Below are 24,014 nucleotides of genomic sequence, written 5' to 3'. Positions count from 1 at the left end.
ATTTATGAATACCGCCGACAATCTTAAAAGCTCCCCTATCGTCATTGACATACGGGGCTTAAATAAATGGTACGACCAGTTCCACGTCCTCAAGGAGGTGAACCTCCAGGTCCGCCAGCAGGAAAAAGTGGTGATCTGCGGCCCCTCGGGCTCGGGAAAATCCACCCTCATCCGGACCATCAACCGGCTGGAGGAACACCAGGAGGGGACCATCACCGTGGACGGCACCCCCCTGACCAACGATGTAAAAAAAATCGAACAGATAAGAAAAGAGGTGGGCATGGTCTTCCAGCAGTTCAACCTCTTTCCCCACATGAGCATCCTGGACAACGTCACCTCGGGGCCCGTCCATGTCCGGAAAATGCCAAAGAAACAGGCAGAGGAAATCGCCTATACCTATCTTCAACGGGTGGGGATCGCCGAACAGGCCGGCAAATTTCCAGGCCAGCTTTCAGGGGGCCAGCAGCAGCGGGTGGCCATTGCCCGGGCCCTGGCCATGCAGCCCAAAATAATGCTTTTTGACGAACCCACCTCGGCCCTGGATCCGGAAATGATCAAGGAGGTGCTGGACGTGATGCGGGAACTGGCCGAACAGGGGATGACCATGATCTGCGTCACCCATGAGATGGGCTTTGCCCGGGAGGTGGCCGATACCATGGTCTTCATGGATAAGGGGCAGATCGTTGAATACGCCCCGGTGGATGAATTTTTCACCGCCCCCAGGGAGGAGCGCTGCCGCAACTTCCTGGAGCAGATCCTCAACCATTGATGCACAAGGGCGGCCCTTTGTTTTTTTCAGCCGCCCCCCGGAACACATCGAACCGGCCATTAACCTGCTTGGCAGCCCGGTGGTTATCCCGGATTTGCATTATTAAAACTGCCCGCTGTATCAACAATACAGCGGGCCCTTCCTTTTGTGGGCGATTGCACTCCTCTGACCGAAAATAATTTAAATTCCTGCTTTTTGCTGTCTTTAAAAAGTTATTTACAATACATCCAATTGACTGTTGCAATTTTCTTCAGAGGATGGTTAATCTCCAATTAAGTTATAAGACCTGAATCTGAAAGGTTGCCAATAACCGAGTATTCGATTCATTTGGATTTTGTAATTAATTTTTAATGTTTTTGACTTACGCTTGTGTTCATTTACAAATTCTTGGGATAGTTAAATGCACCATTGGTTTATTCTATTAGCCGTTCTCGCATTTTATTTGGACATCTTTTCAAACAACGAGAGCCCCCCTGTTCTTCAAAAACCGGAAAACCATGTTTTAAGTTGCAAGTCTCCAACTCCGGCGAATGAGATATATCAAAACTCCATTTCTATAAGAAAGAGCAGGGATTATAAGATATATTCTATTGCCCCTAAATATCCGAAGAAAGCTCTCAAAAAACAAATTGAGGGAAACGTGGGTATTTCATTCACGATAACGCCGGCAGGTGAAGTTATAAATCCTGAAATCATATCTGCAACACCGGAAGGATATTTTGAGGATGAAGCCATCAGGATTGTTCAATGCTGGCATTTTAAGGCACTCTCCGAAAGCAAGAAAGGGAAAACGGTAAAGGTTAAGCAAAAAATTAATTTTAAATTGAACCCCAATTCAGACGGTAATTATAATAACAACGTTAACCAGAAATCTAAAATATAAGATTTCGGTTTTATTTTGAATCTGGTTAGGCCAGATATCTCACTAAGTGATTGCGCTATTTAATGCATTATTTTCATTCCTGTCCGAAGATCCCGAAAATCAATTTAATACCGGATAAAATTGATCCTCTGAGAATCACCTCCATCTTTCAGAAAAGGAAATTTTACAGGGCATTAAATTGACTGTTGCATTTCGCTGTAAGAGATGTTTAATCATCATTAAGTTGCTTTTGATGTTATCGTTCTTTGTGCTTTCATAACGGTAAAGAGGTCAGATCGAATGAATATTTTCAATATCAGATTTATTATCTCTTTATTACTGGGCTGTTCCATTATTGCCTTCGGTATTTTGTGGGGACTATTCCCGATAATCAAAATAATAACTCAAATTTTTAATGGGGAGCAACTTCGAGGTACTGTAGGCTTATTTGCGTTATCGATACCTTTAATTCCCCTCGGTATATGGTTAATAACAACCGCCTACAGAGAAATTATAAAAAAGGAATCTACTTAATCTCCAATTAAGCTAATTTTTCAATGATAATTAATCTACCGGGAAACACTCAATATGTTGCTTTTAATTATAGGGTTGGTTCTGTGTGCTATCGCGATTAATCTATTTCAAGCTTCTTCTTTGCTTTTTTTACCAGGTATAACACTGGTAATTAGTTTTCACTTAATTCAGAAAGGGCAGAAAAGCCAGCTTATGCAATATATTTGCTCAGTATTAATTGTTTCCTGTTTTTTATTTATAGGCTGCGAAGGGAATCCCCCACCGGAGTTATCTGAAACGGAATATATCAATTACGCCCATGACTTCAGGATTATAATTCCAGAACCTTGGGAAGCAGAAACAGACATACCAGAAGAAAGATTAAAACATTTAAGAAGCGAGGGTCTCAGAGTTCTACTTCGTAATAATAGTTCAGACGGGATGATTATTATTTCATCTGATAAATCATATGAGAATCTTGACTATCTGAAATATGATAAGAGTTTCAGAAAAGCGACGGCTGAGGTCTACAAAAAAATGGGAAAAGAGAAAGGGATAACTGGATATAACAGTATGGCTTTTCAACCATTTCAACCATTTCCATCCCTGCTTGGAATAATAGAATTTTTCTACGAAAATGAAACTGTAAAGCGCAGAGTTTTAATGAAAGAATATCTTCATCCTTGCAAGGGAGATGATACATGTTCCGTACGATTTTTATTGAATTCTAACCCAATAACATTTGAAATGAATGAAAAAGGTTTCAACAAAATTATAGAAGAATTTGAATATGATGGGTGGATAAACGAAGTTTATTGAAATAGAATAAAGTTACTTTTTAGCGAGTTCATTTATTGCATTGCTAAATTTACCGTTCCTATGTTTTCAAGAATCAATTTAATACCGGATAAAGTAAACTATCGTGACTATATGAACGGGCACGTTGAACCAATTGCCCAAGACTTAAGAGATAGTTATTTAGGCGGTTTACTTTTTTATTAACAATAAGGAGAGGTTTTAAGTTGTTTTCAATTAATAAAATAATTGGTGTAATAACCTGTATAAACTTCTTGTTAGCCTTTCACTTTGATGTGCAAGCCGCTAAATACAATGGTGAAATTGAAATTATACACTCCGAGAAAATTTTAAAAAAAATAGAACAAGCATACAAAAATGTTGAGACATACTATGATTTTGGCACCGTAATCACAGATATTGGAGCTTATACCTTTGAATCTATTTACATAGCAAAGGGATTTTTCCGAATTGGCTGGGCCGGGAACTATCCCTATAATGACAGCCTAAAAAAATATGCCATCATTAAACACGGCAAGGAAATTATAGCTTACAGTGATCGGTTTAAAGATAAAAAGATAAGAACATTTAATACAATGAAGGATGCGGTTTTAAAATTATTAATAAGCTCTAATGGTTTACTTTCAAAAATACCCGGCCAGTTGTTTGACAATCTAGGAATTACACCATTAACCCGGCTTACAGGTTTCAAGTTTATAGGTGAAGAGATTGTCCATGGTGAGGTTTGTGTTGTCTTCAAATTACATAAACCGTTAAAGCATAAGGATGCAAATATAGAGTACCGCATATGGGCTTCGAAAAATTCTTATTTTATCAGAAAAATTGAATTGGTTACCGCTGAAACCAAAATAACCTATAATTACAAAAAATTAAAAACAAACGAAGCGTTGGATGTTAAACAAAAAGATCTTGATCTTTGACCTGGACTAAAAATCACTACGATTATTGTCAACAATATACCGGATAAAGTTGATTCTGGACAAATCAGAATTATTGGAGAATATCCAGCTTCTCCGACCGAGAATAAAATCCTTTTCCGAAAGAAAAGAACAAGATTAACTCCCTATAAATTTGCCGGGCCGGCCAGGCCGTGGTGCGGGTGAACGCTGGAATGGCGTGAGGGCTGTCGGCTGCCAGGACGGCAGACGGCAGGCCGTTCGCTGCATTCCCGCTCAGGACGAGCGGAAATGCTTTAATGGAAGCGTTCACCCGTGCCGCGGCCGGGTTTACGCCCCAGGAAAAACAGCAATCCAAAACCGCGCTACTATCCCGCCTCCCAATGGGGCCACCTCCCCCTGCCGGTTTTAAAGGCGGGTTCTCCACCCACAGGCACCGGGCTGTAATCGGCCTTTTCCTGAGACGCTCGAAATCGGCATTGCCCTTTTCAAAAATCCGCGACATGATCCATCGCCCGGATATCACCGGAGGGTTTCCTGGCCTATCTTAAAAAAAATGCTTAAAAATCCATGGGCGAACCTTTTAATTACGCCCTGCGCAAAGCCATAGAGACAGCGCCGGCAGGGCAGGCCGGGACGCACAGGCCGCATCCCATGCAGCGGTCTTCATTGAAAACCAGTTGATCCCCATCCATGAGCCTTGCATCAAAGGGGCAGATATCAAGGCAATCTCCGCAAACAATGCACTCCCGGGAGTTGGTCAGGGCCAGATATTGGGAGCGGACCATCAAATCCCCGCGGCCGTATTCTTTTACAAGCTGAAGATCATGACAGCAGCAGATGCAGCAGGAACAAACGGCATAGACTTCGTGGTCCGGCATATAGAGGCTCAAATGGATGAGGCCGTTTTGCCGGGCCCGGCCCAGTATTTTTTCAGCCTCTTGTTGCTCCACATGCCGGGCCTTTCCCCGGGCAGCCATCTTTTCTGCGGTTCGGTTCAACAGCAGGCAGACCTCAAGGGGACGGTCACACCGGCGGTAATGGCTTCTGCATGCACAATTCTGGACCGCCACGGTTTCCGCCCTTTTGATGATCTCAAGGACCTGCTCCGGTGGCAGCACCCATTGTTCGGGCGAAAAGGATGCCCCCACCGGTATGACCCTGGAGGAATGGGAGATCAACCCTTTTTCCAGCCAGTCGTCATAGTCCCGAAGCCGCTTTCCAAGGAATTCGTCCATGGGGGATTTTCTGTCCATATCACTCCTCCTTTAGGGCGCGGATACGCCCCTGATCCTGATTTATGCTTTAATGTATCCCCAAGGCCAACGCTTCTTGCCGGGATTCTTCCCATTGTGTTTCCCGTTAGCCACGGTATACCTGCCTGACCCTGGCATCAAACCCTTTATGGACCGGTGCTGGAAAAATAATGCTTTCAAACAATTCCATGAGATCCCCGCTATGGCGGGCCGGCTGCCTCCCGGCCAGGTCAAAATGCCGGAACTTGATCCAGGCCACCGCCTTCAGATCTCCCGATGCCATGCCGGTCATCTCTCCCTCCATGAGCAGGGATTTATGGGTATAGGCGATAAGGCGGGTGCAGATGCTTATCCGTTCCCGTAAAACCGCCGGGTGAAGATAGGCGATTTTTGTTTTGGCAACCACCCAATTGGTTTTGCAGCGCTGCTGCCGTTGGTATATATCAAGGCTGTAACAATCTGCCAGGTGATCTTCACGGGCATTGATAAAATAATCCAGATATCTTGCATTGTTCAGATGGCCGAAAGGATCGCAGTCCTGGAAACGGATCCTGGCCTCCGAGACCGGCTCCCTGGTCACTTTTTTCACCATATTCCCCCCTCCCATTGTCAACGGTTCCGTTGATCTGTGTTGTAGCAGCATGAAAAAAACAGGGCATCCCCCATTTGGGGGGTTTTATCTTTCATTTTTTTGGATATGATGGGTAAATTGGAAACACAACAAAGGGGCTGATATGCTGACAACTTATTCCGATGTAACCTGTATTGTATCAAATATTCCCCGCCCCCGTCCCGATGAAGGCGGGGGGAGTGCCAGGGTCTGGTCCCTTTCCTTCAAGCCGGACCAGGATGCCGGATTTCTCTTTCCCTATATCAACGGCTCCAGGGATGATGCGCTCTGGTATGAACATCCCGAGCATGTGAAATTTCTATTTGAGGAATACCGCTGCCTGCTCTATCCCAACCTGGCGACGGCCCATTTTTTTGAAACCCGGCAGGGGGCATTGGATTTTATCAAGCGCTTCATGGGATTTCTCGATTCCGTCGATCAAAAAAAGGAGAGTATTCAACCCAATTTTAACCAGATCCGCCGGGTGCCGGTCATGGACATATTCAGGCTGCTGCCGGGGAACAATTGCCGGGAGTGCGGCTTTTCAACCTGTATGGCATTCGCGGCTGCGGTGACAAAGGGAAAGGCCACGGCAGACCAGTGCCGGTGCCTGGCCCGGCCCATGTGCGAAAACGCCGTCTATCCCGTCTTTGACAAAGAGGGGAAATTGAGCCATTCCGTTTCTTTAAAAATTGATACGGCGGAACTAAAGCAGCGGATCAGGGATCAGGATGAACAGATCAGAATGCTGGAAGCACAGCTGGCTCCCATTTCCGGTACCCATGCGCCCCCGCCCCGGGATGACACTTACCGCCTCCCGCCCCTCACAGACAGAGAACTTCAAATCCTGGACCACATTGCCCGGGGCCAGACCAATACTGAAATCGGCCGCCACCTGTTCATCAGTCCCCACACGGTGAAAAGCCACATGATAAACATTTTCAATAAACTCAACGTCAGTGACAGAACCCAGGCGGCAGTAAAAGGGGTCCGCCAGGGCCTGATCTGATCCTTCCCCGGCAGAATTTTCCCTTACCGCCATCATTGGATTGACATTCCCCGCCCCAGTATATAGATATGAATTCGCAGGCAGTTCATTTTTCTGTACGGAGCCATCCACAGCCACAGGAGGTAGCATGACCAGAATTATACGCGTCAACGACCTCATGCAGCAGGGATATACCTACAAGTGCGCAGCACCCATGGGCAGGGAATTCCACCCGGAATTCGCCCCGGCCCTCTCCCCCAAGGAATTACTTGCCCTGGGTATTTTCGGGGGATGTTACATGAACGACTGTAAGGATGAATTTCCCAAAGACTGGTTTGAAGAGGCCCGGCTTTCCCCGGGAAAAAAAGATGTTTCCCTGAACTACTACGGCGTATCGGCGTCCCAATCCCTTGCCATGTGGCAGGATCTTGGCTGGATCCACCCCGATGATCCCAGGGGCTGGTTTCAATGGTACTGCCGCTACTACATGGGGAGGCGGATCCCCAATGAAGACCTGCGCCAGATCCGGCGGTGGAAAGGCATCCAGCGCCATGTCGCCGCCATTAAAAAGAACTGCAGGCCAGGGGACGCCGCCTGCCGCCCCAAACAGCGCCAGGCCCTTCTCCACTGGGCCTACGATCCCAGGGAATTGTAAACAGCGGCCCGCCATGACCGACAGGCGCGTCATCCTGATACCGGCCTTTATTCTCCTGCTCTTTCTATCCTGTGCCTCAAAAGACAAGGCTGATTTTTCAGAAGACAAATGGCGGACAGCCGTTGAAGCCACCCGCGCCCCGGACCTTTATGCCCGCCATGAACAGGGCGGCCGTTTTTTCGCCCCATGGATGAAAATGAGGGACAAAAATTTCCTGGAGATCCTTGCCTGGAAACTTTTCACCCGCACCGATTACACGAAAGAAGAAAGGAGATATCTTCCCCGGGTCCAACTCCGGGCTTTGGAACGGGTCAAAAACGCGGCCGGCGATTTCATCCTCTGGATCGGCCACAATACATTCCTGGTCCGGATCAACGGCCAGTACTGGCTCACCGACCCCATATTCTCCAAAAGGGCCCTGATCCCCGCCCGGGTCACCCCGCCGGCCCTCACCCTGGAAGAGTTGAACACCCTGGCAGAACGGCCCAATATCCTGATCTCCCACAACCATTACGACCACCTGGACCGCCTTTCCGTGGAAGGCCTGCCCAAAGCCTCACAGGTATTTGTTCCCCTGGGTCTGGGGGCGTATGTGAAAGCCATGGGCAAACCCCATACCCGGGAGATGGACTGGTGGGAAGAAAGAGACCTGGGAAAGGGCAACCGCCTGGTGTTTCTCCCCACCCAGCACTGGTCCATGCGCCTGGGGCTGGGCCGGAACAAAAGCCTGTGGGGGGCCTGGCTGCTGATCACCCCCGAAGCCACCCTCTATTTCGGGGGAGACTCCGGCTATTTTAAAGGGTTCAAAGAGGTGGGGAAAAAATATCCGGGCATCGACTACGCCTTCATGGCCACCACCGCCTACCACCCCAGGTGGTTCATGCACTACCAGCACATGAACGTGGCCGAAGCGGTCCAGGGGTTCCGGGACCTAAAGGCCCGTTTTTTCATTCCCACCCAATGGGGGACCTTCCCCCTGGGCAGTGAGCCAGCCGGTTTCCCCGGCCTGGACCTGGCCAGGCATATCCGGAAAAACAAACTGGATCCCTCACGGTTCAAACGCCTGGAGATCGGCGAAATTCTGCCCCTCAGGCCTCCCCAAGACAGTCTCTTGCATTGACCGCAGCGGACTTCCGCCGGATCACCATGGCGGCTGCGGCCAGCAGCACGGCCAGCACGGCCAGGGCCGGGGTGAAGGTATTCATCCGGTCAAACACAAGCCCGGCCAGAATCGGGGAGAGGGCGGCCGGGATATTGGATGTAAACAGCCACCCGTAGACCTGGCCGATATTTCCGGCCCCCCAGCTTCTGGATGCCGACGCCGCATAGATCACCAGCACCCCGCCGTAATTGAATCCCGTGGCCAGGGCCAGGGCCATAAATCCCCAGGCCGTATTCGTCAGAAAAGGGGCTGTTCCGAGTACCAAAGCCTGGCACCCCAGGTTGGCCTGGATGGCGGCGGCGGATGCAGTCCGGTCGAAGACTGCGCCCCAGATGACCCGGCCGGCAGCATTGGCCAGGGCAAACAGCGAAACCGCCGTGATCCCGAGGCCCACAGCGTCGCCCCCGCCCCGGTACAACTCCTTTAGGTTGGCGTTCACGGCGAACCCGGCGGCCAGCCCGATGAACATGGCAAAATAAAGAATGCGAAAATTAATATGGGTGAGCACCTTTGCCGGGGCAGGTGTCCCACATCCTTCACCGGCGGCATCGGGGGTTCTGGGAAAATGCATCAGGGCGCCGGCCCCGGTGACAAGGCAGAGAAAAAGCATCCCGAACACCCCAAAGGTATAAAACGGGGTAAGGCCCATGGACGAAATCATATATCCCCCGGCCTGGCTCACCATGGCGGCACCGCCGCCGAACCCGGCCACGGCAACCCCGGTAACCAGCCCCTTGGACCGTGGAAACCAGCGGATGCACACGGCAATGGGAACGATATAGGCCATGCCCGCCCCCATGCCGGCCATGGCACCGATGCCCAGCACCGTGAACACAAAGGAATGGGCCCCCAGTCCGGCCAGCAGCCATCCCCCGCCGAAGAACAGCCCCCCGGCCATGGCGGAGCGCCTCGGCCCGATTCTGGGCAGATAACTGCCCGCCACCATCATGGTGGCCGGAAATATAAAATAAAATACGGTAAAGGGAATCTGGACCGGACCCTGGGCCAGGCCGGTCAGGTCTTTCAGCGGCTGGACATACACACTCCAGGAATAGGTGGCCCCCAGACAAACCTGCATGACCACAGCAGAGACAAGGATGAGATATCGCATGGTAAATCCTTTTTTTTATCCCGGTAAACCCGGGAGTCATACTAAGCCGGACAAGGATTGTCAATACGGGAAAACAGGGAACCGTCCAGGCAAAAACCGACTGAAATGCATCAGGATATGGTCACACCCTGCGGCCTATGGTATGCTGCCCATAAAGGAGAGAGATTCAATCCCAAAGGAGTGATCATGAAAGAAGGCATAATAGTTTTACTATTAATTTTCTGCTGCTCCATACCGGCATCTGCGGATCATTTTAATTTCGTATCCCTGGAATTCCCGCCGCTGGAATATGCAGGCAGAAACGGGGAGGCAGAAGGGATAGCGGTTGATATCGTAAAAACAATCATGGCGCACCTGGGGCATACCGTTGATATCCGTATCTATCCGTGGGCAAGATCCCTGCGCATGGTGAAGCGGGGGGAGGCCGACGCGATTTTCACCGCCTACAAGAATGACGAAAGAGAACAATTCCTGGATTATTCAAAAACCGTTCTCATTCCCCAGATCATTGCCTTTTATGTCCGCAAAGACAGCGGCATCAAGTATGATGGGGACCTGCTGAAACTCAAGTCCCAGAGAATCGGTGTTTTAAACACTATAAGCTACGGGAAAAAATTTGATGATGTCCGGGAACAACTGAATACCAGGGTTGTTCAAAATCTGAAATGCAATTTTAAAAAGCTGAAAGCCAACCGCGTGGATCTGGTCATCTCAAATGTCTATATGGGGGATTCCACCATCAAAAAAATGGGACTCGATCACGAGTTTAAACGGCTGAGCCCGGCGGTCCAGGCGGTGGACAGTTTCATTGCCTTTTCAAAAGCCAGGGGGCTGATGGCAATCAGAGATCAATTCGATGCGGCGCTTGAAAAACTCATCGCCGACGGAACCTATGATAAGATTATGGCAGGATACGGCATAAAAAAATAAGAAACATTCCCGCAGCAACACCCCTTATATCCGGCCCCACGGAAGGCACCGCCAGAAATGCCTGCCCGGCGATACGGCCAGACGGTTAATCAGCCGCCGGGTATTCCCCTGGGCAGGATGAAGAAAGCGGCCGCCCCCGGCCTGGGGAGACAGGGCAGGAGCAGCCGGATGAAATCAGGTTAGATTTCTTTCTTTTTAATGGCAATGGCGATACAGGCAGCTGCACCGCCCCAGGTGACCCCGAGGCCGATTACCATCATGATGAGTGCGGATGTGGTCATGATTGAACTCCTCTGTTCTTCAGGCCGCCGGCCTGGATAATGAAGCTGACGATAACAATGGCCACCACCAGGAACCAGCCGAACCAGAACAGGGACGATGCCGGATATCCCCCGTAGGGTGTTGTTATATCGCCGATGAGATTTTTAATGCTCATATAGCCCAGCACGGCCGGGGTGATGATCTTAAGGCAGAAAATCCACCAGCTGCCAACGGAGAAATCCGATGTGCTGTTGATATGTTTCTGGAAATCGGCGAGGCGGCAGAACCAGGTCAGGAAGATGATTTCCACAAGGCCGCCGGCAAGCACCCCGAAATTCATGATGAACCGGTCTACGATGTCCAGCACCAGCAGGCCGCTCTGGGTGGCGAAAACCGTACCGCAGACAATGCCCACCAGGCAGTAAACGGTAACGGCTTTTTTCCTGGAAATGTCAAATTTTTCCATCAGGGCCGCAATGGTCACCTCGCAGATGGAGACCATGGAAGAGAGGCCGGCAAAGATCAGGGCCATGAAAAAGAGGGTGCCGAAAAGTACGGGGCCGGGAAGGCTGTTGATGGCCTTGGGGATGGTGATGAAAGCGAGCCCCACGCCGGAGCTGACCACCTTGTCCACGCCCACGCCCTGCTGGGCCGCCATGTTCCCCAGAACGGAAAAGACCAGAATGCCGCAGAGAATGGAAAACCCGCAGTTGGCAAAGGCGGTGATGAACCCGTTGTTGGCCATATCCGCATCCTTGGGCAGGTAGGAGGAGTAGGTCAGCATGATGGCGAACCCGATGCTCAGCGAAAAGAAAATCTGGCCGTAGGCAGCCATCCAGACCTTAAAGTTCATCAGGGCGGAAAAATCAGGCTTGAACATCCAGTTCAGCCCCTCCATGGAGCCTTCCAGTGTCACCGCCCGCACCGTGATGATCAGGATCATGATAAAAAGCAGGGGCATGAAAATCTTTGAGGCCGCTTCAATGCCCTTTTTCACCCCGTTGAACAGGACGAACCAGCAGATGCCCCAGGCACCGGCCACGGCAGCCATGATGGGCCAGCGGATGGACCCGAAATCCGTGGGACTGGAGGTCAGCTGGAGATATGTATTAAAAAAGAAATCCTTGGTTTCGGCCCCCCATCCCTGGTTAAATGCCAGGACAAAATAGGAAATGGACCATCCCACCACGGCCACATAATAGATGGAAATGGTAAAGGAGACCAGGATCTGCCACCATCCCAGCCATTCCCATTTTTGGGAGAGGCGGGAAAAAATCCGGGGAGCGGAGCCCTGAAGCTTATGGCCCACGCCGAATTCCAGGATCATAAACGGGATCCCGGCGGTCAGCATGGCAAAAAGATAGGGGATGAAAAAGGCCCCGCCACCGTTTTCATAGGCCATATAGGGAAACCGCCAGATGTTTCCCAGGCCGATGGCAGATCCGACGGCCGCCAGTACAAAACCGACCCGGGTCCCCCATTGTTCTCTGTTTTTCATATTTTTTACTCCTTAAACGTTAATAAAAACCAATACAACCAATACAAAGTGTGGGAAACTACAGTATTTCATTCCCATAGTCAATCAATACCGGGCCATTTTTTCTCACCGGCCGTAAATAAATACCGGCTCATAAAAACCCCTTCCCGGCCAATGCCTGATTTTTCTGTAAATCGCCGATTTTCCTGTTTTTACTTGATGTTTTCCCTGCAATGGTACAGAATAAAAACTGTCCGAAAAATTAAACACCCCGAATTGGCCGGGTTCAGCCCGTTGAGGGACAAAGGCAATCCGGTTCGTCATTGATTGAGATGAAACATGATTGAAAAAATCGCATTACAGAAAAATCTCATTACCCGGGACCAGTGCGCAGAGGCATTGGCGGCCTGCCGGGGGGCGGACAACCTGGAAGTCGCACTCAAGGATTATTTTCTCTCTAGAAAAATGATTTCAGTGGGACAGATGAAGCACCTGATTTCAACCTACCACGCCTTGAAGATCATGAAAAAGAATGATCTGTTCGGCCGTATCGCAGTTAAATTCGGCCATATAAAAAGCGCCCGCTTCAAGGAAGAAATGGTCCGGCAAAAACAGGCAATGGCGCGTCAGTCCCAGCCCAGGTTCATCGGCGAACTCTGGATGGAAACCCGGGTCCTCACCAGGGAACAGTTTAAAAATATTCTCCAGACCACCAAAAAACTGCAGACCACCGCTGCCCGGCCCAGTTCCCCGCCCTTGGCAAAGTCCCCCGACGCGTCCCCCCAGACACCTGTCCGGCAAGCGGACCACAGCCTGAAAGCAGAACTGCCCGGGGGCATTCTCCTTGAGGTGGACAGCCGGGGCATGACCGCCATGATCAGAAAGACAGATCAATTTGAAGAAGATATTACGGCCAGGGAAATACAAAACCGGCTGGGCGACCTGGACATCCTGTACGGGGTGGCCCCGGAAAAAAACATTCAGGGATTCATCCGGTCAAAGGGATTTCGGGAGAAACCCTTTAAAGCCGCCGCCGGGACCCCTCCCCGGCCGGGTAAGGATGCCCGGGTGGAGTATTATTTCGATACAGACCATTTGAAAGCCTCGGGGGTGGATGCAGAGGGCAAGATCGATTTCAAAGACAGGGGAGAAATCCCCTGGGTGGAAGAGGGCACCCTTCTGGCTGAAAAATTTCCCATGTCAGAGGCCCGGAACGGCAGAACCATTTTCGACCAGGAGGTGGAAATGCCGCCCGCAGCAGACCTTCCCTTAAAATTCAAGTCCGGGGTGGTGCCTTCGGAAGACGGGTTCAGGCTGTACGCCGAAATAGACGGCCATCCCCGGCTGGACATGACGGGCGCCATCCAGGTCACGGACACCTTTACGGTGAAAGAGGATGTCAGCTATGAAACCGGCCACCTCAATTACCACGGGGACATTGATGTCAAGGGCACCCTAAAGGCCGGATTCAAGGTCATGGGGCAGTCCGTGCGCATCAACACGGTGGACGGCGGAGAGATCCATGCCCGGGGGGATGTCACCGTGGTTAACAGCATCAATGATGCCCGGATCTACGCCCGGGGCAATGTCACGGCCAAATTCATCCAGAATTCAGAAATCTTCTGCATGGGCAACCTCACCGTCACCAAGGAGATCCTTGACTGCACCATTGAAACCAGCGGCGCCGTGCTGATAGCCAACGGCGAAGTGATCTCTTCCAATATTATCTGCAATATGGGTCTTTTCACCCGCCATCTGGGCACGGACAAATCCGTTCCCAATACGGTTACGGCAGGGGTGGACGCCTTTACGGACAGGGAGATTGCGGCCATAGATCAGGGCATCGCCCAATGCAGGGAGCGGCTTGAACAGATCCGGACAAAAACAGACACGCTTTCCCGGGAAGTCCGCGAACTCCACGGAACCACCGGGCGGATCTCCTATCAGATGGACAAGGCCAGGGAAGAGGCGGCCGCCCTGCCGGAAGAAGAAAGGGGAAAAGGGTCCCGGTCCCTGAACAGCAAGGCATTGATCGCCAGGCTGGAAAAGGATCTCAACCAAATCTTCGAACGGATTGAGAAAAAGGAAAAAAAGATGCTGGACCTTGCTGGCGAGCGGGAGCAGGTGGAAGATAACCTGGAGGATTTTTTCTACGAACAGGCCAATTTCAGTGACTGGCAGGCGGCAAATCCCGGAACCCCGGTGGTTTGTGTTACCGGCAGGGTCAGTCCGGGCACCGTGGTCAGCGGGCCGGGCGGTGCAACCCGGGAAGTGACGGAACATCTAACCAATGTAAAAATAAAGGAAGTCCTGTCCAAAGATCCCATGGACGAGGGCAAGCCTGAAATCCAGATCCATGACAATATTCGGAAATGACAGAATAAAAAAATTCAGGGGCAGGCTATACAGCAGAAACCTGTCAACCCTTCTTCGCAAAGGCGCAAAGGGGCTGCATCCCCTGGAAAAATACAAGAGCGATGACAAAGGGCGGCCCCTGGTTCCCACCCGGGAAATCACCCGGTTCTTTCTCAAGGAGGCCGAAAAAGCCGCCCCCCTCTGCGCCGACGACTACCTTGCCGCCCTTTACGAACTGCTCCGGGAACTGACCCTGGGTGCAGAAGCGGTCTCCTTTGACTGCGGATTCAGCGTGTCCGAAGAAGATATCCAGGCCGCAGACAATAAACCCACCATTGCGCTTCTGACCACCAATATTATTATCACCTATTTCAACAACCTTAAAACCTACAAGGGGACAGTGGATAAATCCCTTCTCAGCCCCGACCTCAAGGCCCTTATCGCCAAAGCCGGCGACGGGCGGGATTACGCCGGCCTGGTGGACAACACCCTGGCCGTCCTGGCCCAGCGCCTTGACCGGGACAGGCCCTGGCGGGAGTACCTGGAAGACCTGAACGATACGGACCTTGTCTGCCGGCTGGCCGGGGCCCTGCTGCCCGACATGGAAGAAGGGGCCATGGCCGGAATCCTGGACAAATCCCATAAAGAAATCCAGGAGATTGATTCGATGTTCTCCAAAATTCTGACCGCCCGCGCCCGGCTGGTGGCCCGGGAAGGCAACCCCGGCACCTATCTCAAGTCCATGGAAAAGCTGGATACCGCAGTGTTATCCATCCTGGAAAAGACAGATCAATACCTGGCCGCCGCCCACCGCCTCATGGGCGTGCTCTACCTCTCCTATGCCGTGGTCCTGGGCCAGACCGACGCCTCCCTCCGGCAAAACCTGGTCTGGCTATTCCTAAACGCCAGGCCGGATGGAGACAGCCCGCCGGACATCCAGAAAAACCTGGGGATGGCCCATCTGCGCTACCGCCTGAACATGCTGTTCAACTACCCGGATATCACCCGGTACGCCAGCACATTTAAAAATGCCGAACCCTTCGGCTCACTTTATTTCGATCTTTTCCGTCTCCTCTTTAAAGAGTCTGTGGAAACAGCAAGCCGCACTGAAACGGACCTCGACCAGCTCTCCAGGACCCTCAAGGAAACGGCCCGGGCCGTGGAAAACCTCGGGCTGGAGGAGGAGCGGCTCATGGATGAAAAACAGGCCCTAAGACAGGCCTTTACCGGCCTGATTCACGACGCCGGCAGCACCGGCCTGGCCGCCGTGATGGAATTGTGCGATCTGGTCTGCCGGGCCACCCAGGACCGGTCCCGGGAAATCATGGCCGCTGTCCGGCCGGCCCTGATCAAGGCCTGTTACGCGGACCTGTGCACAGCATCTTCAGATACAGCGCTGGCCGTGTCCGATATCAAAAAGCACCTCAACGCCTATGCCCTGCATTATAAACCCCAGCGGGAATTTTACCGTATTTTCTTTGACATCCATGCAGGACCGGCCTCATCCACCATGCCCGGCCTGGCCAATGGTCACAAATCCTTTGCCCTGGCCCTGCTCATGGTATTTGCCGATGCCGCCGCCATGAAGGCCCTGCTGCCCGAGGACCGGATCTCCCAGGCCGCGGCCCTGCTGGCCGACCTGCAGCAAAAAAAATGAGTTCCCCTGCCCGCCCGGGAAGGGGGCACAAAATCATTTGATATTTGGATTGAGGGTCCATTTGATAAACCAGTCCCACTCCCCGTCCTCGCCTCTCCCGGCATCCAGGCAGACAATCCCGGAATTCTGGAATTCATAGACCCGGAGCCCCTCACTGCCGGTGGTCAAAAATGAGACCAGCCGCTCCATAAACGGCATATGCCCCACCACCATCCACCCGGCCCCTGGATCCAGGGTTGCGGCAAAGGTCTGGACATCATCCAGGGGATTGATCCCGGCCATGGGCGCCGGGGGAGTATCGAGTTCCAGGGCCCGGTGATAGATCTCCGCGGTCTGCTCCGCCCGCTTTTTGCCCGAGTGGAAAATCCGTTCCACAGCGATCCCGTACCCCCTGGCCACCGGCGCCAGGCGATGGGTTTCCTCAATCCCCAGGGGGGAGAGGCCCTTTTGGGGATCTTGGTCCTTGGCCAGGCTGATACCGTGCTGAACCAGAAATAATGCCATAATCCACCTTCCTTTCAATTATTTCCAATGCCGGTATCCTAACACCGGCCCCGGATATCCGGCAATGGCCAATTCCCTCCGTCCGTGAAATCCGTATTTATCTTAAGGGTGATCAGGGCCCTCCCGCCCTGCCCTGCCGCCATATCTTCCATGACTATTGGGACGGATTGTGATATATTCTTTTCCCATAAACAGACCTGTAAAAAAGGAATACAAGGTGTTTGAATTAAAAGAATTTTCCAGGGTCCAAAGCCTTGACCAGGCCGACGACCTGCTCCACCGGGATAAAAAAAACGTGATCCTGGGGGGGCTGCTGTGGATGCGCATGGGCACCCGGCGGTTTCACACGGGCATTGATCTGTCGGCCTTAAGCCTGGATCGGATTGAGGATAAGGGGGATTGCATCGACATCGGGGCCATGGCCTGCCTGAGGCAGGTGGAAACCTCGGCCCTGCTCTTTGACAACTTCGGGCCGGTGCTCCGGGACGCGGTATCCGCCATTGTGGGGGTGCAGTTCAGGAACCTGGCCACCGTGGGCGGATCGGTATTCTCCCGGTTTAGTTTTTCAGACCTGATCACGGCCCTGCTGATCCTGGATACCCGGGTCCACCTGTACCGCGGCGGCGCCGTTCCCCTGGGGGATTTTCTTGGAACCTCTCCGGGGCGGGATATCCTGGTAAAACTTTCCATCCCCAAGCAAACCGTCAAAACCAGTTACCAGAGCCTGCGGAAGACTGCCACGGACTTTCCCGTACTGGCTGCGGCCCTGGGCCGTACCGAAAATGGATGGAAGATCGCCCTGGGCGCCCGGCCCGCAAAGGCGAAACTGGCGGAAACAGCGGCACAATATCTCAGCGCCCAACCCGATACCGGGCAGATAGAGGCGGCCTGCACCGCCGTGGTTGAAGAACTGGAATTCGGAAGCAATCAGCGGGGAAGCCGCAGCTACAGAGAACATCTGGCCAAGGTCCTGGTAAAAAGGGGGATAGAAGAGATATGCAATTGAAGTTCACCGTAAACGGCATTGCCTGTGAAGAAGAGATCGCCCCGGACACCCTGCTTTTAGATCTGCTGCGGTCCCTGGGTTTTTTAAGCGTCAAACAGGGATGCGATACAACCAACTGCGGTTTGTGCACGGTATGGCTGGACGGCCGGCCCGTGCTCTCCTGCGCCATGCTGGCCGCCCGGGCCCAGGATTCTGAGGTCACCACCATTGAAGGCCTTGAAAAAGAGGCAGCGGCTTTCGGCGAATATATTGCCGCCCAGGGGGCGGACCAATGCGGTTACTGCAGCCCCGGCCTGGTCATGAATGTCCTGGCCATGGAGCGGGAGCTGGACAATCCCGGCACGGAGGAGATCAAACACTACCTGGCGGGCAACCTCTGCCGGTGCACCGGGTATGCCGGCCAGCTCCGGGCCATAGAAAACTACCTGGGTGAGAAGGCCGGGAGAACCAAAGGGGGGCAGTCATGAAATATGTCAATCAAGCCGTCCCCAAGCGGGACGCCATGGCCCTTGTCACGGGTAAACCGGTCTACACCGACGATATAGCTCCGGAAAACTGCCTCATCGTAAAAATCCTGCGCAGCCCCCATGCCTTTGCAAAGATCAAAGAGATCCGCAGGGAAAAGGCCAGGGCCCTGCCCGGGGTGGCCTGCGTCCTCACCCATGAAGATGTGCCGGACAAGCGGTTCACCATGGCCGGCCAGTCCATTCCCGAACCCAGCCCCTATGACCGGCGGATACTGGACACCTGGGTCCGCCATGTGGGGGACCCGGTGGCCATTGTGGCGGCCCGGACGGAAAAACAGGCATTGGCCGCCCTCAAGGCCATTGAGGTGGACTATGAGGTCCTGGAACCGGTGCTGGATCCGGAAACCGCAGATGGCCATGCCAGCCTCATCCACCCCGAGGCGAACTATCACGTCAATTTCAACATCGGCAACGATGTGAAGAATAATATCTGCAGCTCCGGGGAATTTTCCCACGGGGATGTGGACGCGGCCTTTGACGCGGCGGAGGTGGTGGTGGATCAGACCTACCGCACCTGCGCCAACAACCAGGCCATGATGGAGACCTTCAGGGCATTCACCCATCTGGACCACACAGGGCGTCTTGTCATCACCGCCTCCACCCAGGTTCCCTTCCACGTCCGGGCCATTGCCGCCCGGGCCCTGGATATCCCCAGGCAGAACGTCCGGGTGATCAAGCCCAGGATCGGGGGGGGCTTCGGGGCCAAGCAGACCCTGGTGGCCGAGCTATTCCCCGCCATTGTCACCCTGAAAACAGGCAAGCCCGCCAAAATGGTCTTTACCCGCCAGGAATGCTTTACCGCAGCCACCAGCCGCCACGCCATGACCATCCGGGTCCGGCTGGGGGCCGATAAAACCGGGAACATCCTGGGGATACACATGGACACCCTGTCCGATACCGGGGCCTACGGGGAACACGGTCCCACCACCGTGGGGCTTTCCGGCCACAAGACCATGCCGCTTTACAACAAGGCCCGTGCCATCAAGTTCACCTACAAGGTGGTCTACACCAACACCATGTCCGCCGGCGCCTACCGGGGCTACGGGGCCACCCAGGGGACATTTGCCATGGAATCGGCCATGGACGAACTGGCCAAAAAGCTGGCCATGGACCCCATGGACCTGAGGCTGAAAAACCTGGTGAAAGAAGGGGAAATCATGCCCGGGTATTACGGGGAAAAGCTCAACGCCTGTACCCTGGACCAGTGCATCGCCCACGGCAAGGACCTCATCGGCTGGGCGGATAAATTCCCCTGCAAAAAAATCTCGGATACAAAGATCAGGGCGGTTGGCGGTGCCATCACCATGCAGGGCTCCAGCATCGCCAACATTGATACGGCCTCGGTGGAGATCCGCCTCCAGGACGACGGCTTCTACACCCTGATGATCGGGGCGGCGGACATGGGCACGGGCTGCGACACCATATTGTCCCAGATGGCCGCCGAGGTGCTCAACTGTGACCTTTCCCGCATCATCGTGGCCCAGGTGGACACGGACCATTCCCCCTACGATACCGGTTCCTATGCCTCGGCCACCACCTACCTGACAGGGATGTCCGTGGTCAAGGCCGGCCAGGACCTGATCAGGCAGCTCATGGAAGCGGCCGCCCTGAAATTTGAACTGGATGCCGGCGACCTGGAATTCGACGGCAACACCGTATTTGCCGGCAAGCCGGGTCAGGGGCCCGCCATCACCCTGGATGAACTGGCCGCCGACCTGGCCGTGGGGGAAGGGACCTGTTTGTCGGCCTCGGCCACCTCCTCCAGCCCGGTCTCTCCCCCGCCCTTCATGGCCGGGTTTGCCGAAATAGAACTGGATACCGAGACCGGACAGGTATCTGTGGTGGACTATGTGGGGGTGGTGGACTGCGGTACCCCCATCAACACCAACCTGGCAAGGATGCAGACCGAAGGGGGGATCGTCCAGGGCATCGGCATGGCCCTGACCGAAGAGATCACCTACAACAGCAGCGGCAAGATGATGAATTCAAGCTTCATGCAGTATAAAATCCCATCAAGGCTGGACATGGGCAGCCTCCGGGTTGAATTCAAGCCCTCCCACGAGCCCACCGGCCCCTTCGGCGCCAAGTCCATCGGCGAAGTGGTCATCAACACCCCGGCCCCGGCCATTGCCAATGCCATTGAAAATGCCTGCGGACTCAGGCTGAGGACCCTGCCCATGACCGCCGAGACCATCTGCAGGGGCATCCATGGTTTCTGATCCGCAGACACCGCCCCTCCATGCCCCGGCCCTCCAGGCATGGGACCCGGAGACAGACCCGCCCCGCCTCAGCCAATTGGTCATCGGCATCAAAGGCGGCGGAGACCTGGCCACCGGGATCGCCCATGCCCTGTTCAGGGCCGGCCTCCGCCGGATCTTCATCATGGAATCTCCCATGCCCACGGTGATCCGGCGGGAAGTGGCCTTTGCCTCTGCCGTTTATACGGGAGAGATCGAGGTGGAAGGGATCACCGCCCGCCTGACCCCGTCTCCGCAGCAGGTGCCCGACCTCTGGAAAGAGGACAGCATTCCCGTGCTTGCAGACCCTGAGTGGCGGGCCGTGGCGGCCGTGGCTCCCCATGTCCTCGTGGATGCGGTGGTGGCCAAGAAAAATCTGGGCACCCAAATGACGGATGCCCCCCTGGTCCTCGGCCTGGGCCCCGGGTTCACCGCAGGAGAGGATGTCCACCTGGCCCTTGAAACCCGGCGGGGCCACAACCTGGGCAGGCTCATTGAAAAGGGCAGCCCTTCCCCCAATACCTCCATGCCCGAAGCGGTCATGGGCATCACAGGAGACCGCCTCCTCAGGTCTCCGGCCGCCGGAGCCTTCACAGGAATTGCAGGGATCGGCGATACCGTGGTGGCGGGCCAGGTCCTGGGCCATGTGGACGGGGTGCCGGTGGAAGCAAAAATAAACGGCGTCATCCGGGGGCTGATCCACGACGGGGTGACCGTCGGCCCGGGGAAAAAAATCGGGGATATCGATCCCAGGGGAAAGGCCGCCTACAGCCGAACCATATCGGACAAGGCCAGGGCCCTGGGCGGTGCCGTCCTGGGGGCCATCCTTGGCCGGTTCAACCGATAATATCGCCGGCATCATCCTGGCCGCAGGAACCGGTTCCCGCATGGGCGGCCATACCAAGCAGCTCCTCCCCTTCAAGGGCAGGCCGCTGTTAACCCATGCCGTGGAAAAGGGGCTTGCCGCAGGCCTCTCTCCACTTATCCTGGTGCTGGGGCATGGGGCGGACCGGATCAAAAGACAATTAGACGCATATCCCGTGGACATCATTGTCACCCCCGATTTCACCCGGGGTATGGCCGCCTCCCTGAAAGCGGGCCTCCACCGGCTTGATAGCACCGGAACGGCACGGGGCGCACTCTTCCTGCTGGGGGACCAGCCCCTGGTACGGGCAGAGACCCTCTTGACCCTCCGGGAAGCGGCCCGGAACCACCCGGGCAGCATCCTTATCCCCGTTTTCAAGGGCCGGCGGGGCAACCCGGTCTATTTTGACGCCTGCTTTTTCCCCGAACTGCGACAAGTGTCCGGGGACATGGGGGGGCGGGTGCTGATTGGCCGGCATCCCCATGCGGTCAGGGAAATCGCTGTTGACGATCCGGGCATCGGCATGGACATTGACACCCCGGAGGACTACGAGGACCTCTTGGCAGGGGAGGATAAAGATGAAACTCATTGACGCCTTAGGCTTAAAATTTCCCACCGTAATTTCCCTGGTGGGGGCGGGCGGGAAGACCTCGTTTATTTTCACCCTGGCCCGGGAAGCCGCCGACAGGGGCAGATCGGTTCTCATCACCACCACCACAGCCATGTTCAACCCGGCATATAAACCGCCGGACTCCGGCCCGGCGGGGCCGCTGTTCACCGGCCCGCCGGAACGCCTGGTCCAATGGCTGGCAGAGCGCCCCCTCCTTCCAGGCACCGTCGCCCTTGCCGCCCGGGGCACCCGGTCCGGGGGAAGGAAACTGGCCGGATACACCCCGGAAGAACTCGCCCCGCTGCTCCGTCCCCCGGCCTTCGACCTGGTGCTCATTGAAGCGGACGGGGCGAAGATGCGGCCGGTAAAGGCCCCGGCAGACCATGAACCCGTGATCCCGGCCCAAACCCATCTGGTGGCCGGCTGCATCGGCCTGGACTGCCTGGGCAGTCCCCTGTCAGAACCCCATGTCCACCGGCCGGAACACCTGGCCGAACTGACCGGCCAGGAACCAGACACCCCGGTGACCCCGGCCACCCTGGCCGGCCTGGCCGCATCTGAAAAAGGCCTCTTTAAATCGGCCGGGAAACATATGAAAAAAGTACTGGTACTGAACAAGGCGGACACACCGGCCCTGGTGAAGAAAGGAAAGACGGCAGCCCTGCAGATCATGGCCTCTGGCCCGGCAGACATATGCCTGGTCACCTCATTTCTCAATCCCGGCGATACTGTGCGACAACGCATCCTACCAGATGACAGCTAAACCGCCGGCAGCCCTCTGCCCCCGCTTAAGCGCCCTCACCGATAAAATTATCCATCCCCAGGTTTCCCGGAGCAGAGAATTTAAACGTTTACAGCAGCCAATGGATCTGTGCATAATTAAATTCCACCGATTATATCCTATTCCTGTGTCTGAATACGGATGACCGCTATGACTGCTGCAAGGCGGCAGCCGGTCAGAGAGAATGCTGTGACTGCGCCCCCCCCGATCGCTCTTCCCCGATCATTCAAATTTTGCCAACGGGTACACACGCCCATTGGTTCAGCAAAAATTAAGAAGGAGGGAAAAACATGATTAGACATCTGCTGATTGCGGCACTGGTAATGGGGAGTATTTCGACGGCAGCCGGCAAAACACTGCATTATAACAGCCTGAGTGAGGCCGAACCCTGGACGCCCTACATCAAGGAAGTGATTGCCCAGGCCTTGAAGGCCGGAGATCCGTCCACCACCTACCGCCTTGAACCATGCAAGAAAAAAATGGTGCAGGCCCGTGCCCTGGAGACGCTACGGAAAGGCCGGGAACTGGATATTTATTGGACCATGACCTCCAAAACCCGGGAACAGGGCTTGGGCGTCATTCGCATCCCCCTGCTTAAGGGAATGCTGGGCCAGCGCCTGGTGGTCATCCGTAAAGCAGATAAAGAAAAATTTCATGCCATTGCCACAATGGCGGATGCCAAAGCATTCAGCTACGGCCAGGGCCATGACTGGCCCGACGCCGATATCCTTGAATCGGCCGGATTCAAGGTCGCCCGTTCAGCGCAGTATAAAAAACTGATGCAGATGCTGGACAAAAACAGGTTTGACGCATTCCCATTAGGCATGAACGAAATATGGGCAGAGGTTGAAAAACGGCCGCAATTGAATGTCATGGTGGATACCAAAATCGTACTATCCTACAAAGCCCCGGTATTTCTTTTCTTGAAACATTCGGATACGGAACTGCAGAACACACTCCGGCGCGGGCTTGACCTCATCATTAAAAACAAGACCTTAGACGGACTCTTTAACAGATATTATAAAGACCCCATTCTGAGGACGGACCTGAGCCGGCGGCTGATCTTTAAACTGGACAACCCCTTCATGAGCAGCGAAACCAAGGCGGCTCTGGATATGTATTCAGACATGCTGCTTGTGAAGTGACGGTCCGAACGTCCTGCAGCC

Annotated in this window: 24 protein-coding genes; 17 read left to right on the top strand and 7 right to left on the bottom strand. The window is 54.0% G+C overall.

Annotated features, from left to right (window positions below; all coding sequences use genetic code 11):
• Positions 1–4 precede the first annotated feature (4 nt).
• The 4 genes from HUN04_18360 (at position 5) to HUN04_18345 (ending at position 3,880) form a co-directional block, all read left to right on the top strand.
• A complete protein-coding gene (locus HUN04_18360; protein WDP91557.1) occupies positions 5–769 on the top strand; it encodes an amino acid ABC transporter ATP-binding protein in 765 nt (254 codons plus the stop codon).
• A 400-nt stretch (positions 770–1,169) separates the two neighbouring features.
• Positions 1,170–1,652: an energy transducer TonB gene (locus HUN04_18355; protein ID WDP91556.1), complete on the top strand. Its 483-nt coding sequence runs from the start codon at positions 1,170–1,172 to the stop codon at positions 1,650–1,652.
• A gap of 567 nt (positions 1,653–2,219) precedes the next feature.
• Entirely contained in the window at positions 2,220–2,963 is a 744-nt protein-coding gene (locus tag HUN04_18350) for a hypothetical protein (GenBank protein WDP91555.1), read from the top strand.
• A 203-nt stretch (positions 2,964–3,166) separates the two neighbouring features.
• Entirely contained in the window at positions 3,167–3,880 is a 714-nt protein-coding gene (locus tag HUN04_18345) for a hypothetical protein (protein WDP91554.1), read from the top strand.
• A gap of 70 nt (positions 3,881–3,950) precedes the next feature.
• On the opposite strand, the gene HUN04_18340 is transcribed toward HUN04_18345, so the two are convergent.
• From HUN04_18340 to HUN04_18330, 3 genes are all read right to left on the bottom strand, one after another.
• Entirely contained in the window at positions 3,951–4,361 is a 411-nt protein-coding gene (locus HUN04_18340; protein ID WDP91553.1) for a hypothetical protein, read from the bottom strand.
• Positions 4,362–4,443: 82 nt separating this feature from the next.
• Positions 4,444–5,112, bottom strand: coding sequence for a 4Fe-4S binding protein (locus HUN04_18335; GenBank protein ID WDP91552.1), 669 nt, complete (start codon positions 5,110–5,112; stop codon positions 4,444–4,446).
• Between the two features lie 106 nt (positions 5,113–5,218).
• Positions 5,219–5,704, bottom strand: coding sequence for an acyl-CoA thioesterase (locus HUN04_18330; GenBank protein WDP91551.1), 486 nt, complete (start codon positions 5,702–5,704; stop codon positions 5,219–5,221).
• Between the two features lie 142 nt (positions 5,705–5,846).
• Between HUN04_18330 and HUN04_18325 the strand changes: the two genes are divergently transcribed.
• The 3 genes from HUN04_18325 (at position 5,847) to HUN04_18315 (ending at position 8,485) form a co-directional block, all read left to right on the top strand.
• Positions 5,847–6,731 (top strand): hypothetical protein, encoded by an 885-nt coding sequence (locus tag HUN04_18325; protein WDP91550.1) that lies wholly within the window; start codon positions 5,847–5,849, stop codon positions 6,729–6,731.
• 127 nt (positions 6,732–6,858) lie between these two features.
• Positions 6,859–7,365, top strand: coding sequence for a hypothetical protein (locus tag HUN04_18320; protein ID WDP91549.1), 507 nt, complete (start codon positions 6,859–6,861; stop codon positions 7,363–7,365).
• Between the two features lie 13 nt (positions 7,366–7,378).
• The gene (locus tag HUN04_18315; GenBank protein WDP91548.1) at positions 7,379–8,485 is read left to right on the top strand and encodes an MBL fold metallo-hydrolase; all 1,107 of its coding nucleotides are present in this window, start codon (positions 7,379–7,381) and stop codon (positions 8,483–8,485) included.
• On the opposite strand, the gene HUN04_18310 is transcribed toward HUN04_18315, so the two are convergent.
• Positions 8,454–9,638: an MFS transporter gene (locus tag HUN04_18310; GenBank protein ID WDP91547.1), complete on the bottom strand. Its 1,185-nt coding sequence runs from the start codon at positions 9,636–9,638 to the stop codon at positions 8,454–8,456. The genes HUN04_18315 and HUN04_18310 overlap by 32 nt on opposite strands.
• A gap of 186 nt (positions 9,639–9,824) precedes the next feature.
• On the opposite strand from HUN04_18310, the gene HUN04_18305 reads away from it, so the two are divergent.
• The gene (locus HUN04_18305; protein ID WDP91546.1) at positions 9,825–10,568 is read left to right on the top strand and encodes a transporter substrate-binding domain-containing protein; all 744 of its coding nucleotides are present in this window, start codon (positions 9,825–9,827) and stop codon (positions 10,566–10,568) included.
• Positions 10,569–10,747: 179 nt separating this feature from the next.
• Here HUN04_18305 and HUN04_18300 read toward each other — a convergent pair whose 3' ends face one another.
• The gene (locus HUN04_18300) at positions 10,748–10,849 is read right to left on the bottom strand and encodes a MetS family NSS transporter small subunit (protein ID WDP91545.1); all 102 of its coding nucleotides are present in this window, start codon (positions 10,847–10,849) and stop codon (positions 10,748–10,750) included.
• Complete coding sequence (locus tag HUN04_18295) at positions 10,846–12,327, bottom strand: sodium-dependent transporter (protein WDP91544.1); 1,482 nt, start codon at positions 12,325–12,327, stop codon at positions 10,846–10,848. The genes HUN04_18300 and HUN04_18295 overlap by 4 nt, the downstream gene beginning before the upstream one ends.
• A gap of 318 nt (positions 12,328–12,645) precedes the next feature.
• Between HUN04_18295 and HUN04_18290 the strand changes: the two genes are divergently transcribed.
• Both HUN04_18290 and HUN04_18285 read left to right on the top strand, forming a co-directional pair.
• Positions 12,646–14,682: a DUF342 domain-containing protein gene (locus HUN04_18290; protein ID WDP91543.1), complete on the top strand. Its 2,037-nt coding sequence runs from the start codon at positions 12,646–12,648 to the stop codon at positions 14,680–14,682.
• The gene (locus HUN04_18285; protein WDP91542.1) at positions 14,663–16,318 is read left to right on the top strand and encodes a hypothetical protein; all 1,656 of its coding nucleotides are present in this window, start codon (positions 14,663–14,665) and stop codon (positions 16,316–16,318) included. Before HUN04_18290 ends, HUN04_18285 begins: the two co-directional genes overlap by 20 nt.
• A 33-nt stretch (positions 16,319–16,351) precedes the next feature.
• On the opposite strand, the gene sixA is transcribed toward HUN04_18285, so the two are convergent.
• Positions 16,352–16,822, bottom strand: coding sequence for a phosphohistidine phosphatase SixA (gene sixA / locus HUN04_18280; GenBank protein WDP91541.1), 471 nt, complete (start codon positions 16,820–16,822; stop codon positions 16,352–16,354).
• Between the two features lie 217 nt (positions 16,823–17,039).
• On the opposite strand from sixA, the gene HUN04_18275 reads away from it, so the two are divergent.
• The 7 genes from HUN04_18275 to HUN04_18245 all read left to right on the top strand — a co-directional run bounded on the left by HUN04_18275 (position 17,040) and on the right by HUN04_18245 (position 23,993).
• Positions 17,040–17,828, top strand: coding sequence for an FAD binding domain-containing protein (locus tag HUN04_18275; GenBank protein WDP91540.1), 789 nt, complete (start codon positions 17,040–17,042; stop codon positions 17,826–17,828).
• Positions 17,819–18,295, top strand: coding sequence for a 2Fe-2S iron-sulfur cluster binding domain-containing protein (locus HUN04_18270; protein ID WDP91539.1), 477 nt, complete (start codon positions 17,819–17,821; stop codon positions 18,293–18,295). Before HUN04_18275 ends, HUN04_18270 begins: the two co-directional genes overlap by 10 nt.
• Positions 18,292–20,574, top strand: a complete 2,283-nt coding sequence (locus tag HUN04_18265; protein ID WDP91538.1) for a molybdopterin-dependent oxidoreductase — start codon at positions 18,292–18,294, stop codon at positions 20,572–20,574. Before HUN04_18270 ends, HUN04_18265 begins: the two co-directional genes overlap by 4 nt.
• Positions 20,564–21,439: an EF2563 family selenium-dependent molybdenum hydroxylase system protein gene (locus HUN04_18260; protein ID WDP91537.1), complete on the top strand. Its 876-nt coding sequence runs from the start codon at positions 20,564–20,566 to the stop codon at positions 21,437–21,439. The genes HUN04_18265 and HUN04_18260 overlap by 11 nt, the downstream gene beginning before the upstream one ends.
• Complete coding sequence (locus tag HUN04_18255) at positions 21,420–22,049, top strand: nucleotidyltransferase family protein (protein WDP91536.1); 630 nt, start codon at positions 21,420–21,422, stop codon at positions 22,047–22,049. The genes HUN04_18260 and HUN04_18255 overlap by 20 nt, the downstream gene beginning before the upstream one ends.
• Complete coding sequence (gene yqeC, locus HUN04_18250) at positions 22,036–22,830, top strand: putative selenium-dependent hydroxylase accessory protein YqeC (protein ID WDP91535.1); 795 nt, start codon at positions 22,036–22,038, stop codon at positions 22,828–22,830. Before HUN04_18255 ends, yqeC begins: the two co-directional genes overlap by 14 nt.
• Before the next feature lie 308 nt (positions 22,831–23,138).
• Positions 23,139–23,993 (top strand): ABC transporter substrate-binding protein, encoded by an 855-nt coding sequence (locus HUN04_18245; protein ID WDP91534.1) that lies wholly within the window; start codon positions 23,139–23,141, stop codon positions 23,991–23,993.
• Positions 23,994–24,014 lie beyond the last annotated feature (21 nt).

This window comes from Desulfobacter sp., from assembly GCA_028768525.1.
In the GTDB taxonomy this organism is placed as follows: domain Bacteria; phylum Desulfobacterota; class Desulfobacteria; order Desulfobacterales; family Desulfobacteraceae; genus Desulfobacter.
Note: the sequence above shows the minus strand (reverse complement) of the source record. Positions and strands in the feature narration are given on the sequence as shown.